Annotated in this window: 14 protein-coding genes; 2 read left to right on the top strand and 12 right to left on the bottom strand. The window is 60.3% G+C overall.

Going from position 1 to position 12,972, the window contains the following annotated elements; translation table 11 throughout:
* Window position 1: 1 nt before the first annotated feature.
* Together oscA and dibA are read right to left on the bottom strand one after the other, a co-directional pair.
* Window positions 2–184, bottom strand: a complete 183-nt coding sequence (oscA, locus tag AC6CIA_RS23865; RefSeq protein ID WP_084381923.1) for a sulfur starvation response protein OscA — start codon at window positions 182–184, stop codon at window positions 2–4.
* Window positions 185–747: 563 nt separating this feature from the next.
* Entirely contained in the window at window positions 748–2,658 is a 1,911-nt protein-coding gene (gene dibA / locus AC6CIA_RS23860; RefSeq protein WP_498315592.1) for a phosphodiesterase DibA, read from the bottom strand.
* A gap of 166 nt (window positions 2,659–2,824) precedes the next feature.
* On the opposite strand from dibA, the gene desA reads away from it, so the two are divergent.
* Both desA and AC6CIA_RS23850 read left to right on the top strand, forming a co-directional pair.
* Window positions 2,825–4,003 carry a delta-9 fatty acid desaturase DesA gene (gene desA / locus AC6CIA_RS23855; protein ID WP_498315591.1) on the top strand — a complete coding sequence of 393 codons (1,179 nt, stop codon included), beginning with the start codon at window positions 2,825–2,827 and terminating at the stop codon, window positions 4,001–4,003.
* A gap of 312 nt (window positions 4,004–4,315) precedes the next feature.
* The gene (locus tag AC6CIA_RS23850; protein ID WP_498315590.1) at window positions 4,316–5,326 is read left to right on the top strand and encodes a GGDEF domain-containing protein; all 1,011 of its coding nucleotides are present in this window, start codon (window positions 4,316–4,318) and stop codon (window positions 5,324–5,326) included.
* Between the two features lie 180 nt (window positions 5,327–5,506).
* Here the strand turns inward: AC6CIA_RS23850 and gabT are convergent, their stop codons facing one another.
* The 10 genes from gabT to AC6CIA_RS23800 all read right to left on the bottom strand — a co-directional run bounded on the left by gabT (window position 5,507) and on the right by AC6CIA_RS23800 (window position 12,967).
* A complete protein-coding gene (gene gabT / locus AC6CIA_RS23845; protein WP_498315589.1) occupies window positions 5,507–6,787 on the bottom strand; it encodes a 4-aminobutyrate--2-oxoglutarate transaminase in 1,281 nt (426 codons plus the stop codon).
* Window positions 6,788–6,970: 183 nt separating this feature from the next.
* Complete coding sequence (gabD, locus tag AC6CIA_RS23840) at window positions 6,971–8,413, bottom strand: NADP-dependent succinate-semialdehyde dehydrogenase (RefSeq protein ID WP_498315588.1); 1,443 nt, start codon at window positions 8,411–8,413, stop codon at window positions 6,971–6,973.
* Window positions 8,414–8,706: 293 nt separating this feature from the next.
* The gene (locus AC6CIA_RS23835) at window positions 8,707–9,021 is read right to left on the bottom strand and encodes a RebB family R body protein (RefSeq protein ID WP_084381392.1); all 315 of its coding nucleotides are present in this window, start codon (window positions 9,019–9,021) and stop codon (window positions 8,707–8,709) included.
* Between the two features lie 54 nt (window positions 9,022–9,075).
* The gene (locus AC6CIA_RS23830) at window positions 9,076–9,390 is read right to left on the bottom strand and encodes a RebB family R body protein (RefSeq protein WP_339529270.1); all 315 of its coding nucleotides are present in this window, start codon (window positions 9,388–9,390) and stop codon (window positions 9,076–9,078) included.
* 82 nt (window positions 9,391–9,472) lie between these two features.
* Window positions 9,473–9,943, bottom strand: a complete 471-nt coding sequence (locus tag AC6CIA_RS23825; RefSeq protein ID WP_498315587.1) for a hypothetical protein — start codon at window positions 9,941–9,943, stop codon at window positions 9,473–9,475.
* 28 nt (window positions 9,944–9,971) lie between these two features.
* Complete coding sequence (locus AC6CIA_RS23820) at window positions 9,972–10,607, bottom strand: C40 family peptidase (protein WP_498315586.1); 636 nt, start codon at window positions 10,605–10,607, stop codon at window positions 9,972–9,974.
* Window positions 10,608–10,689: 82 nt separating this feature from the next.
* Window positions 10,690–11,268, bottom strand: coding sequence for a hypothetical protein (locus AC6CIA_RS23815; RefSeq protein ID WP_084381396.1), 579 nt, complete (start codon window positions 11,266–11,268; stop codon window positions 10,690–10,692).
* A gap of 18 nt (window positions 11,269–11,286) precedes the next feature.
* The gene (locus AC6CIA_RS23810; protein WP_084381397.1) at window positions 11,287–11,514 is read right to left on the bottom strand and encodes a RebB family R body protein; all 228 of its coding nucleotides are present in this window, start codon (window positions 11,512–11,514) and stop codon (window positions 11,287–11,289) included.
* A gap of 109 nt (window positions 11,515–11,623) precedes the next feature.
* Window positions 11,624–12,163 (bottom strand): RNA polymerase sigma factor, encoded by a 540-nt coding sequence (locus AC6CIA_RS23805; RefSeq protein WP_498315585.1) that lies wholly within the window; start codon window positions 12,161–12,163, stop codon window positions 11,624–11,626.
* An 87-nt stretch (window positions 12,164–12,250) separates the two neighbouring features.
* On the bottom strand, window positions 12,251–12,967 hold the full coding sequence (locus AC6CIA_RS23800) for a Crp/Fnr family transcriptional regulator (RefSeq protein ID WP_498315584.1): 717 nt from the start codon (window positions 12,965–12,967) through the stop codon (window positions 12,251–12,253).
* Window positions 12,968–12,972: the final 5 nt, after the last annotated feature.

The following is a 12,972-nucleotide window of genomic DNA, read 5'->3' as shown; positions in this document are numbered from 1 at the left end:
CTCAACTCGGTTTGTTGCCCGGCTGCTGTAAACGGAATTTCTCTTTGCGTTCGATCTGCACCACTTGGGCGTTGTGTACGGTGATCTCCACCGCACCAAAGCGCAGATCGCGCAAGGCGCTCTGGATTTCACGCAAGATGGCTGCTTCGTCCTGCCCGTCAACGCTGCGTAGCGATGCGCTCATGATCGTGCTCCTGAAATGAGAAATACCGCGCAATGACGGCACCGCGCGTGGCATGGGAGCGATAGTAGATAAGCGCAGTTATTCTTAAAAATACTATTTAAGAATTTTTATATAACCATTTAATCTTTAATCGATATGCACGACCGGCGCCGCCCCAGGAAGCTGGTTCCGCAGGGAGAGGACCAACCCGTCTTTCCTGTGCCGAGGGGGCTTGTTCTGTGGCGAGGGGGCTCGTTTGTGGCGAGGGGGCTCGTCCCCCGTTGGGCTGCGCAGCAGCCCCGAGCCTGCTGCAGATGTTCTCCTGAAAGACCGTGCTGATTTTTAGGGCTATTTGTAGGAGCGAGCTTGCTCGCGAAGCACTCATAGGCGCCGCGTTCATTCAGGAAACACGCGTTATCGTTGGAGTTTTTCGCGAGCAAGGGCTAGGCGCCCCCCTCTCTCCTACAGTGGACGCTATGCGCTTAACTGAACGGTATTAGGACGAGCCCCCCGCCACAGGGCCCGGGGTTGCTCTTGCCATAGGACGAGCCCCTCAGTACAGAGGAGGCCATTTCCCGTAGGCGCTAGCCGATCGAGGGCGCCCGGCGCCAGTCAATCTCGGTGGCTGGCATCGGCCGTCCAAACCAGTAGCCTTGACCAAGGTCGCACCGGTGATCGAGGAGGAAGTGCGCCTGTTCCGCCTGTTCGATGCCTTCGGCATGGACCTGCATGCCCATGCTCTGCGCCAGGGCGATGACCATTCGCGCAATCGCCGCATCGTCTTCATCCCACGGCAATCCTGCGACAAAACCCTGGTCGATCTTCAGCTTCTGCACCGGCAGGCGCTTAAGACGCAGCAGCGACGAATAACCGGTGCCAAAATCATCGATAGCCAGGCGCAAGCCCAGTTCGCGCAGGCGATGCAGTTGCTCAAGAGCCTCTTCCGGATCGTCCATCACTGCGCTTTCGGTGACTTCCAGCTCCAGCTTCGCCGGGTCCAGGCCGGTGTCATGGAGCACCTTGGCCACCTGTTCATAAAGTTCGTGTCGGGCAAACAAACGACTGGAAATATTCACCGCGAGGAACGACAGCTGTTTGCCCTCCGCCAACCACTGACACATCTGGCGACAGGCTTGATCCAGGACCCAGGCATCAATATCGCCAATCAGCCCAGTGCGTTCGGCAATCGGAATAAAGTCCGTGGGCGGTACCAGGCCGCGCTCAGGGTGCTGCCAGCGGACCAAGGCTTCAACGCCGACCAGATGGCAGGTCTGCAGATCGTGCACTGGCTGGTAATAGACGCGCAGCTCATGCTGATCCAGGGCGCGGCGCAGCTCATTGGCGATCTCGATCCGGTTCTGGGCGTGGGCCGTGAGTTCCTCGGTATACAAGGCGTAGCCTTCGCGACCGGCGCTCTTGGCCTTGAACAGTGCGGAATCGGCGTTGCGCAGCAGTTGTTCAGCACTCAAGGCATCACCGGGGAACAGGCTGATGCCGAGGCTGGCGCTGATAAACAGTGGCTGACCGTCGAATACAAACGGCTCTTTCAAGCTGTCGATAATCTGCTGGGCCATGGCGGCGGCCTGGACCACCTGTGGACAATTCTCCGCCAACACCGCGAACTCATCGCCGCCCAGGCGCGCCAGCGTCACACCGTGGCCGAACAGGCCTTGCAGCCGCTCGCCCACCGCCTTGAGCATCTGGTCACCGACGGTGTGGCCGAGACTGTCATTGATGATCTTGAAGTGATCCAGGTCCAACAGCAGCAGCGCACAACCGCGCTTGTTGAGCTGCGCCGAAGCCAGCGCCTGCTCGGCACGGTCCGTGAACAACAGGCGATTGGGCAGGTCGGTGAGCGGGTCATGGTGCGCCAGCCGCGTCAGCTCGTGCTCGGAATGCTTGATCGCGCTGATGTCGGAGAACACCGCAACGTAGTGAGTGACGTGGCCCTGATCATCCTCGATGACCCGAATGGTCTGCCACTGTGGATAAATGTCCCCGCTCTTGCGCCGATTCCAGATTTCCCCACTCCATTCGCCGCACCGTGCCAGACTCTCGAACATGTGCTGATAGAAGCTGGCCGAGTGGCGACCCGACTTGAACATATTGGGTCCACGCCCCAGGACGTCTTCGCGTCGGTAGCCGGTAATGTCGATAAAGGCGCGATTGACGTGAACAATCCGCCCTTGAACATCGGTTACCAGCACCCCTTCACGGGTGCAGTCGAACACCGCAGCCGCCTGGCGCAGGCGTTCACGGCTTTCCTGCAACGGCTGCTGTATCGAGTTCGCGCGGGCAAAACGGGCACACAAAAGAAAAATCATCAAGGCAGTCAGGCAGACCCAGATGTAACCACGCACCACCTGCCAATGGCTCAGTGCCATTGGTTCATCGAAAAAATTGATCAACAGTTGCTGGCTGAGCTGGATCCACAAAATGGACGCCAGCAGGTACACCAGCCCCGCACGCAGGGCACTTCGGTATGAAAACAACATATCGCTAGCAATCCTTACTAAAAAAACCGATCCACCCTACAAAGATTGCGGATTATAGAATAAGAAACATCCAGCCACTCTTATCTGCACAGGCGACTGGTTTTATCTGTGCGCTTAGTGATAATGCGTAAGCTGCTTTTTTATTTATCTGAGGGCCATACAGCCTATGTGGTACAACGGTTTTCTTGACTTGTCGGCCTGGCAACTGGTTGCAGTCACCCTGTTGATGACCCACGTGACCATTGTCGGGGTCACGGTCTATCTGCACCGCTATTCAGCCCACCGCTCCCTGGAGCTCAATGCTGGCCTGAAGCACTTCTTCCGGTTCTGGCTGTGGTTGACCACCGCCCAGAACACGCGCGAGTGGACTGCCATCCACCGTAAACACCATGCCAAGTGCGAAACCGTCGACGACCCGCACAGCCCGGTCATCAAAGGCCTGTCCACGGTCCTGCGCAAAGGCGCCGAGCTGTATCGGGCCGAAGCGGAAAACCCCGAGACATTGCGCATCTACGGCAAGAACTGCCCGGACGACTGGATCGAGCGCAAGGTCTACACCCGTTATCCGCTGCTCGGCGTGGCGCTGATGGGCGTCATCGATGTGCTGTTGTTCGGCACCATCGGCATCACCATCTGGGCGATCCAGATGATGTGGATCCCGTTCTGGGCCGCCGGCGTGATCAACGGACTGGGGCATGCCATTGGCTACCGCAACTTCGAGTGCCGTGACGCCGCAACCAACCTGGTGCCCTGGGGCATCATCGTCGGTGGCGAAGAATTGCATAACAACCACCATACCTATCCCAACTCCGCCAAGCTGTCGGTGAAGAAATGGGAGTTCGACCTGGGCTGGGCCTGGATCCAGGTGTTCAGCTTCCTGCGCCTGGCCAAGGTCCAGCGGGTCGCGCCTATCGCCCACCGGGTCGAAGGCAAGGGCCACCTCGACATGGATACCGCCATGGCGATCCTCAACAACCGCTTCCAGATCATGGCCCAGTACCGCAAGCTGGTGATCGCACCGCTGGTCAAGCAGGAGCTGGAAAAGGTCGATCATTCGGTCCGCCACCAGTTCCACCGCGCCAAACGCTTGTTGTCACGGGAAACCAGCCTGCTGGATGACCGTCATCATCTGCGTATCCAAAACATGCTGGAACACAGCCACGCCCTGAAGGTGATCTACGAAAAACGCCTGGCGTTGCAACAGATCTGGCTCAAGACCAGCACCAACGGCCATGACATGCTGGCTGCGATCAAGGAATGGGTGCACGAAGCCGAAGCCAGCGGGATCCAGTCCCTGCGCGACTTTGCCCACCAGTTGAAAACCTACTCGTTGCGACCTGCATAAACCTCCCCCCGGTAGCCGCTGTCGAGCCCCAGCGAGGCTGCGCCAGCTGCACTGCCGTCATCGTGCCAGGCGAAGTCACGCGTTGTCCCCAACGCAGCCTCGCTGGGGCTCGACAGCGGCTACGGCGGGTGTGACAACCCCCGCCAGCAGTTTTCTGGCGCCATTCCACAGTCACCGAAGATTGCCCGTCAATCGCCCCCGATAACGGAACTTCGCTGAAATTAACCTCTCTCAAACAACACTTCGCCATCCCGGCGAACCGAGTTGTGAGCGCTGTCCGATCCTGCGGCATGCCCAAAGAGAATTGTGCCGATGGTCCACCAAAAGGGCTCCCAGTCACCCTCATCTGCGTCCGCCACGCTGGATGCGTCGCAATCGACGGTTGCTGCCACGCTACTGGAACTGATGCACGCCCAAGGGGAAGTGGAGCGCCTGAGCGAGCGCGAGCAGTTGTTGAGTTCGTTACTGGTCAGCGTCAACGCCGTGCTATGGGCCATCGAATGGGAGACGCGTCGCGTGCTCTACGTCAGTCCGGCCTATGAGCGCATTTTTGGCCGCTCGGCGAGCCTGCTGCTGGCCGACCACAACGAATGGCGCAACAGCATTCACCCGGAAGACTCGGACTACGCCGAACGCAGCCTGACCCAAGTGCTGGAGCTGAAGGCGGTAGAGGATCGGCAATACCGCATCATCACCGCCGACGGGCAGATTCGCTGGCTGAGCGACAAGTGCTTTATCAATCAGCACGCCACTCCCGACCAACCGGTAATCGTAGTCGGCATCGCCGAGGACATCACCGAAAAAAAGCAGCTTGAACTTGAGCTGCAGCGCCTGGCCACCACCGACGTGCTGACCCGCAGCAGCAACCGCCGACACTTCTTCGAATGCGCCCACCGCGAATATGAGCGCGCCCGTACCCAGGGCTTGCCGCTGGCGTTCCTGCTGCTGGATATCGATGACTTCAAGACCATCAACGACACCTACGGTCACCTGGACGGCGATCAGGTGCTGTTGCGTATCGCCGAGATCGGTCGCGGGGTTTTACGTCGCGGTGACCTGTTTGGACGCATCGGCGGCGAAGAGTTCGCCGCCGTGCTGCCCGGTTGCGCGCCGGAGACGGCCATGCAGGTCGCACAACGCCTGGGGCAGGAGATCCAGCAACTGAGTTTCAGCCATGAAGACCAGGCCTACGGGGTGACCGTCAGTCAGGGCCTGACCAGCCTCACCGCCGAGGACACGACGCTGGACAACTTGTTCGCCCGGGCCGACGCCGCGATGTATGAAGCCAAGCGCCAGGGCAAGAACCGGGTAGTGCTGGGATGAGCCCGCAACTCTAGACCATAGAACCGCTGGCAAGCAGCGAAACCTGTGGGAAGGGGGCTTGCTCCCGATGGCGGTGTATCAGTCGATGAGTCTGGTGACTGATACACCGCCATCGGGAGCAAGCCCCCTCCCACCAAGCCGCACCCACCAAGCCCTCTCCACATTGGGCCGACCAGCCTGTTACAGCTCGGCGAAGCACTCTTCGATGATCGCCAGGCCTTTGTCCAACTGCTCGTCCGGCGAAGTCAGCGGGACCAGTACGCGCAACACGTTGCCGTAGGTGCCGCAGGACAGCAGGATCAGGCCCTTGTCACGCGCCTTGGCGACCACCGAGGCAACCGCAGCGGCGTTTGGCTTGTGGCTGTCGCCGTCTTCGAACAACTCGACCGCGATCATCGCGCCCAGCGCACGCACTTCGCCGATCACCGGGTACTTGGCCTGGATTGCTTTCAGACGCGTGACCAGGCGCTCGCCGACGGCCTTGCAGCGCTCCAGCAGGTGCTCTTCCTCAAATACTTCCATCACCGCCAATGCAGCGGCGCAGGCGATCGGGCTACCGGCGTAGGTACCGCCGAGGCCGCCCGGTGCGATGGCATCCATGTATTCAGCCTTGCCACACACACCGGCCAGCGGGAAACCGCCCGCAATGGACTTGGCGAAGGTGGTCAGGTCGGCGGCCACGCCCATCTGCTCCATGGCGAAGAAGGTGCCAGTACGGCCAGCGCCGGTTTGCACTTCGTCGGCGATCAGCAGGATGCCGTGCTGGTCGCACAGGTCGCGCAGGCGCTTCATGAACGCCTTGGGCGCGACGTAGAAGCCGCCTTCGCCCTGGACCGGCTCGATGATGATGGCGGCGATGTCACGCGGCTCGGCATCGTTCTTGAAAATGCGTTCGATGCTGGCGATCGAGTCGTCGATGCTCACGCCATGCAGTTCGTTCGGGTACAGCGCACGGAACACACCGCCGGGCATCAGGCCCATACCGGCCGAGTAAGGCACGACTTTACCGGTCAGGCCCAGGGTCATCATGGTGCGGCCGTGGTAAGCGCCGGTGAAGGCGATCACGCCGGCACGGCCCGTCGCGGCGCGGGCGATCTTCACGGCGTTTTCAACGGCTTCGGAACCGGTGGTGACCAGCAGGGTTTTCTTCGCGAAATCACCCGGGACCTTGACGTTGATTTTCTCGCACAGTTCCACATAAGGCTCGTAGGCCAGCACCTGGAAGCAGGTGTGAGTCAGTTTGTTCAGTTGCTCGGTCACGGCCGCGATGATTTTCGGGTGTACGTGGCCGGTATTGAGCACGGCGATACCGCCGGCGAAGTCGATGAACTCGCGACCTTCAACGTCGGTCACGGTGGCGTTTTTCGCCGACTCGGCGAAGATCGGGTGGATCTGGCCAACACCGCGTGGCACAGCGGCTTCGCGGCGTTTCATCAGGGAAGCGTTGGTCTTGTTGCTCATAAAGTCCTCATTCGCCGCTCATCGGGCGGCGTGGTTCAAGGATTAGGTGGCGGGGAGGCAACTGCGACAGCATGCGATGATCGACTGCCACAGCTTTCCCGGCCACTGCGAATAACGGGGTGAATCACGCAAAGGGACAGCGCTCTCGTGCCCTTTGCGTTTGCAGCAATGCCTTGCCGGGCCTTAGATGCCCAGGCAGAGGTATTTGATTTCCAGGTAATCCTCGATCCCGTACTTGGAACCCTCACGGCCCAGGCCCGAGGCCTTGATACCGCCGAACGGCGCGACTTCGTTGGAGATCAACCCAGTGTTGACGCCGACCATGCCGTACTCCAGGGCTTCCGCCACACGGAATACACGGCCGAGGTCACGGGCATAGAAGTACGAGGCCAGGCCGAACTCGGTGTCGTTGGACATGGCGATCACTTCGGCTTCGTCTTTGAAGCGGAACAACGGTGCCAATGGGCCAAAGGTTTCTTCCTTGGCCACCGCCGCGTTTTTCGGCACGTTGGTCAGGATAGTCGGCTCGAAGAAATTGCCTTGCATGACCTTGCCGCCCGCCAGCAGGGTGGCGCCTTTGCTCAAGGCATCGGCGATATGTTCCTGCACCTTGGCCACGGCTTTTTCGTCGATCAACGGACCGGTGGTGGTGCCCTCTTCCAGACCGTTGCCGATCTTCAGTTTGGCCACCGCTACTTTCAACTTCTCGGCGAATGCGTCGTACACCGAGTCCTGGATGTACAGGCGGTTGGCGCAGACGCAGGTCTGGCCGTTGTTGCGGTACTTGGAGATGATCGCGCCCTCGACGGCCTTATCCAGGTCAGCGTCGTCGAACACGATAAACGGTGCGTTACCGCCCAGTTCCAGGGAGACTTTCTTGATGTCCTTGGCGCATTCAGCCATCAGTTGGCGACCGATTTCGGTCGAGCCGGTGAATGACAGCTTGCGTACGGTCGGGTTGCTGGTCAGCTCGCCGCCGATGTCGCCAGCGCTGCCGGTGACCACGCTCAGCACGCCTTTCGGGATGCCGGCACGGTGCGCCAGTTCAACCAGGGCCAGGGCCGAGAATGGGGTTTGCGAAGCCGGCTTGATGACCATGGTGCAACCAGCGGCCAGGGCCGGGCCGGCCTTGCGGGTGATCATCGCCGCCGGGAAGTTCCACGGTGTGATCGCGGCGGTCACGCCGATCGGCTGCTTGATCACGATCAGGCGCTTGTCGGGCTGGTGGCCGGGAATCACGTCACCGTAGATGCGCTTGGCTTCTTCGGCGAACCATTCGATGAAGGAAGCGGCGTAGACGATTTCGCCCTTGGCTTCGGCCAACGGCTTGCCTTGTTCAAGGGTCATCAGGCGACCGAGGTCGTCCTGGTTCTCGATCAGCAGTTCAAACCAGCGGCGCAGCTTGTTGGCGCGCTCCTTGGCGGTCAATGCGCGCCAGGCTGGCAGGGCCTTGTCGGCGGCTTCGATGGCGCGGCGGGTTTCGGCGGCGCCCATTTTCGGCACAGTGCCGAGGATTTCGCCTGTCGCCGGGTTGTTGACCTTGATGGTCTGACCGTTGTCGGCATCGACCCAAGCACCATCAATGAAGGCTTGCTGGCGGAACAACTGGGTGTCTTTAAGCTGCATGTCGGCTTTCCTTAACAGCACCGCGCGCACGCGGGGCAAATTAGAGTTTTTGAAAGGCGCCCTTGAGGGGCTGCCGTCAGGAAAATCAGTCACTGGGCGCGAGCAAGTGATTGCCGCACGGGAGACAGGTCGTTTGAAATCTCAAACGAATCCTAGGATCAATGGGGGTAAAGGACAATAGTATGTTCGAAAAAAAGAACGAGAACGCCGCCACTTTTGGTTTTTTCCGATCAGCGCCGACAAAAAAGCCCCCGCAGCCCTGAGGGCGGCGGAGGCTGCGTTGGCCGACCGGATTAAGACTGGAACGACTTGAGCACGGTCAACAGGCTGGTGAGGTTATCCGACACACCACCTTGGGCGACCTTCTCGGTGGCGGCGGCGCCAGCGGTAGTGTCGACGCTGTAGATCTGCATCACGCCCTGGTTGGTGGCCGCCTGGGCCAGGGTGTTTTGCTGTTGTTGGGCGGAAACCGAATTCTGGAACAGAATCGCGGTGGCCTGGCCCATGGATTGATAAATGGTGCCCATGGCCATTGCGGGCGCTTCAGCGACCACCTTGACGTTGGACTGGGTGACGGCATCGGTGATTTGCGGACTGACTGTACTCATGGTTGGAACTCCTGGTTTTCTGAAAAGAAACAACATCCGTCAACGCTCAGCCAATCAAGGCTGGAACGACTTCAGCACGCTCAACAGGCTGGTGAGGTTATCCGCCACTCCGCCCTGGGCGACCTTCTCGGTGGCGGCGGCGCCTGCGGTGGTGTCGACGCTGTAGATCTGCATCACGCCCTGGTTGGTGGCCGCCTGGGCCAGGGTGTTTTGCTGCTGTTGGGCCGAGACAGCGTTCTGGAACAGAATCGCCGTGGCCTGGGCCATGGATTGATAGATGGTGCTCATCGCCATCGCTGGCGATTCGGCGACCACTTTGACGTTGGTCTGGGTGACCGCGTCGGTAATTTGCTCGTTGACTAGTGGCATGATCAATTTCCTTATTTAAGACACGGAGCATTCCGTGTTAATCAATGAACGTCGCAAAACAGCGAGTGTGAACAGCTCGACATCAACCGTTCGGCCCCTTGTCATTAGCGCCGCCCAACTGCCCCAGAGCACCTTCGATCTGCACGATCAGACTTTCAAGCTGCTTATCGATGGCGGCTTTCACTTCCTGCTGGATCAGTGCCTTCAACCCAGCATCGGCCGGCTTTTCCGCGCCCGATGAGGGTTGTGGCTGCTGCGCCTTGAGCCATTGCTGGATCAACGCTTCCCGTTGCTCGGCGGTCTGGCGCAGCGCTTGCTCACTGGCTTTGGCCTGATCGAGGATCTCGCCGGCACGGGCCCGTTCGGCATCGATCAATTGGCGGGTCTGCGACCGGGCCTGTTCGATGACCGCTTCGGTGGTGCCGTCGAGGGTCTGAGGCGTGCTGCGCAGCAGGGCCTCCAGCACGTGCCGGTCGCCGGGAGACAGCGGCAGGTTGAGGGCTTCGGCCAGGCGGTAGATGTCGGCCACGGGGTCTTTTGGGGATTGCGTCATGTCAGCCTCCTGCACCGCGCCCGGCCCGCTAAAGCCGCACCTCGGTGTTGTCTTGCCAGAAGCCGGCGAAGTAGAAGTCTTTGTCATTGTCGCAACTGACGGCCAACTCCCACGGCGTCATGACAGTCGGCCGCGTGTCGAAAATCGGCGCCGGCAGCGGCATGTTGGCATTGCTGTACAGGTTGCCGACCTCGTAGGTGTTGGCGACAAACTGCGAACAGAACGCCGCATCGCCGATCGACACCGATTCGTTGATACGGCTCATGATCCCGGGCTCATACGCGGATCGCTTGAAGATCGACAGCATCGCGTTCCACTTGCTGTAGCGCCCGCTGATGTCCTTGCTGACCACGTCACCGTAGAACTGACCGGCCGCATAAGCCGCCGCGCGGGCCAGATCGGGCTTGGTGCAGCTGAACACCATCGCCCCGCGCGGCGGGGTTTCGGTGGTCAGGTCGGTCAATTGGATACCGTCGCCGACGCTTTCGATCACCCGGTTGGCATCCACCGCAATGGCCGCATGCACCACCGGCACGTTCGGATCGCCGGTGCCGAAGACCTTGGCCTTGAGCCATTGCCCCGCCCGAATAAACGCACGGGGAATACTGGTGGGCAGTTTGTCGTCCACTTGTGCCACTGAAAAAACAATATCTCCAGGCTGCATGATGTTGCTCCTCATTCAAGAAAAGTTGCTTGCAGGTTGCGGTTGCACCGTTCCAGAAGGGTTCTGGAACGCCGTGCTCGATTCAGGCCGCTGGCGCGGCCCGATTGGCCAAGGTGTCGGCGTACTTGGCGATGCTCTGGTCGATCTTGTCGATGGCCACGCTGGCAGCCTCGGCTTCCATCGCACCGGCGGCGGCGGCCACGGCAGCGGCAGCGCCCACTAGCAAATCGGTGGCCAGCGCGCCCAACGCATCCTCGGCGGCGGCCGGAAGGTTGTCCTTGACGATGTTTTCGGTCATTTGCTGGAGCAGCACGGCCTGGGCCGCCAGGGCAATTTTGCTGACCCCGTCGAAATACCCCGCGGCTGACTGCGCGACCAACCCGGCGGCCTGGCTGATCATCATGTCGGCCGGCACTGCGATTTGGGCCGGCGCATAGGCGAAGTTCTGTGAGTTGGTGAACTGCACGGCCTGGACAATCTGGCTGTTGAGTGCCGCCGTGCTGTCCGCGGAGGGCGTGCTCGCCTGGTTGAGCAGATGCTCGTTCATGCGTTCCATGATGGAGCGCGAGGCTTTCGCCGCCGGTGCAGGTGCAGGTGCAGGTGCATCAGCCGCGGGCGGTGCTTCAGGAGTGGCGGCTTTCTTTCTGCTGAACCACGACATAATCAGTCCCCCCAGGGCTCAGCCCTTCTCGCCAATCTGCATGATCAACGCGACGGCCTTGGAGATAACCGCATTGGAAATCTGGTTCATGGCCTGCTGGCTGTTGACCGCGTTTTGCAACGACAAACCGGCCGAACTGCTCGCCACCTGATACAGCGACGCAATGGCCTGGGCCGGCGCCTCCGCAACCACCTTGACGTTGGTTTGGGTGACAGCATCGGTAATCTGGCTGTTGACCTCTGTCATACATCTCTCCTTGATGGAATCGATCCGGCGAATGTGCCGGTGGTTATCGCGTGAGGCGAAACGTGCTCATTGAACTAGAACGCCGCATCTCGTCGGCTGTGAAAAAGCATCAGCGCAAGACCGCTCGCAGCAGTTGCACGCGTTTGCGCACCAGAGGCATGGCGATGTGCAGTTCCGCGGCGATTTGCGGGTACGGCAGATCATCGACAAAGCGCAACTCGAACAGCCGCCGCTGCAGCGGCGGCAGGTGCGCCACCTGTGCCTTCACCTGCTCCAGGCGCTCGACACGTTCCACCTGCTCGGTGACCGACGCACAAGGCGCGGCAAGCAACGCCTGGTGATCGTGTTGAAGGTCGATCGAATAATCGAACAAGCGGCCTTCGCGCTTGCTGCGGCGCAGGCTGTCGAGAAACACGTGGTCCAGCACCAGAAACAGAAACCCCTGAGGATCGCGAATCCGCTCCGGCGAGCGCCGGAAGAACACCAGCGCCTTGATCGCTGTGGCCGCCAACCACTCTTGCCCCAAGTCCTGGTTACCCCGTGCGCGGCGGATGGCCCTGCGCCTGAGCTCATCCTGTACCGCCCGCCAACTGGCCTCGAATAACCGGTCATCCGCGCTCACTTGATCCTTGTGAATGGTCGCTCCCATCGCCTGCACTCCCTGTGACTGTTTGATGAGAGCCCAGTCTGTGGTGGCGCGACAGGAGACGCTGTTACCTGGGTAACAGGCCGACGATTAATTCATCACATAGGCCTTGCGGCGCAGATGGTCGAGATCGTTGATGACCATCTGCTCGAGTTTTCCACTGATCAGCCCGCTGCGGCGCCACAGCTGCAATTGCACATTGAGCTTGGGACGACTGGTGTTGAGCATCGCGGCCAGCAGCCCCTGATTGGCTGGCAATGACACGCAAGGCATGACCATGGTCAGGTCGATTTCATCCATGTTGGCCAACAAAAAACGCGCCAGGCGCGACTCCAGACGATGCAGGCAAACCAACTCCAACAGCTCGATCACCTTGAGCAGACGCGCCATGCTGAGCATCAGCAAACGCCTTAGAAACAGCGGTTCTTCATACAACGGAGCGAAATGCCGGCGCCCCAGTTGCAGTATCCGCGTGGCGCCGCTGGCAAAGGTAGAAGCCTCGCGGCCCGCCAACTCGACCATCGCCGCCTCCCCCACCACCTGGCCCGCGCCGACACTGCCGATAATCTGTTCGCGCCCCTCCGGGCCATGGATCACCGAATAGATCCGACCCTCCACCACCAGCGCGACAAATTCGAGGGGATCATCCTTGAAATACAACAACTCGCGGTCACTGAGAGTACGTTCCACCATATGGCCAGCGATTTGATGCAACAGCGGCTCGGGCAAGCCTCGGAACAAATCGGAACGGGCCAACAGTGTTTGTCGCGACGAGCGATCGAGCATCACGGTTCCTTTGGAATGCATGCGTT

Source organism: Pseudomonas sp. GQ91, from assembly GCF_059758795.1.
Note: the sequence above shows the minus strand (reverse complement) of the source record. Positions and strands in the feature narration are given on the sequence as shown.

What these genes read in the sequence shown, in the direction of transcription:
- AC6CIA_RS23805 (WP_498315585.1), bottom strand. Translation starts at nt 12,163, where the DNA reads ATGGGAGCGACCATTCACAAGGATCAAGTGAGCGCGGATGACCGGTTA.
- desA (WP_498315591.1), top strand. Translation starts at nt 2,825, where the DNA reads ATGTGGTACAACGGTTTTCTTGACTTGTCGGCCTGGCAACTGGTTGCA.
- AC6CIA_RS23850 (WP_498315590.1), top strand. Translation starts at nt 4,316, where the DNA reads ATGGTCCACCAAAAGGGCTCCCAGTCACCCTCATCTGCGTCCGCCACG.
- AC6CIA_RS23825 (WP_498315587.1), bottom strand. Translation starts at nt 9,943, where the DNA reads ATGACGCAATCCCCAAAAGACCCCGTGGCCGACATCTACCGCCTGGCC.
- AC6CIA_RS23830 (WP_339529270.1), bottom strand. Translation starts at nt 9,390, where the DNA reads ATGCCACTAGTCAACGAGCAAATTACCGACGCGGTCACCCAGACCAAC.
- oscA (WP_084381923.1), bottom strand. Translation starts at nt 184, where the DNA reads ATGAGCGCATCGCTACGCAGCGTTGACGGGCAGGACGAAGCAGCCATC.
- dibA (WP_498315592.1), bottom strand. Translation starts at nt 2,658, where the DNA reads ATGTTGTTTTCATACCGAAGTGCCCTGCGTGCGGGGCTGGTGTACCTG.
- AC6CIA_RS23820 (WP_498315586.1), bottom strand. Translation starts at nt 10,607, where the DNA reads ATGCAGCCTGGAGATATTGTTTTTTCAGTGGCACAAGTGGACGACAAA.
- AC6CIA_RS23815 (WP_084381396.1), bottom strand. Translation starts at nt 11,268, where the DNA reads ATGTCGTGGTTCAGCAGAAAGAAAGCCGCCACTCCTGAAGCACCGCCC.
- AC6CIA_RS23835 (WP_084381392.1), bottom strand. Translation starts at nt 9,021, where the DNA reads ATGAGTACAGTCAGTCCGCAAATCACCGATGCCGTCACCCAGTCCAAC.
- gabD (WP_498315588.1), bottom strand. Translation starts at nt 8,413, where the DNA reads ATGCAGCTTAAAGACACCCAGTTGTTCCGCCAGCAAGCCTTCATTGAT.
- AC6CIA_RS23800 (WP_498315584.1), bottom strand. Translation starts at nt 12,967, where the DNA reads ATGCATTCCAAAGGAACCGTGATGCTCGATCGCTCGTCGCGACAAACA.
- gabT (WP_498315589.1), bottom strand. Translation starts at nt 6,787, where the DNA reads ATGAGCAACAAGACCAACGCTTCCCTGATGAAACGCCGCGAAGCCGCT.
- AC6CIA_RS23810 (WP_084381397.1), bottom strand. Translation starts at nt 11,514, where the DNA reads ATGACAGAGGTCAACAGCCAGATTACCGATGCTGTCACCCAAACCAAC.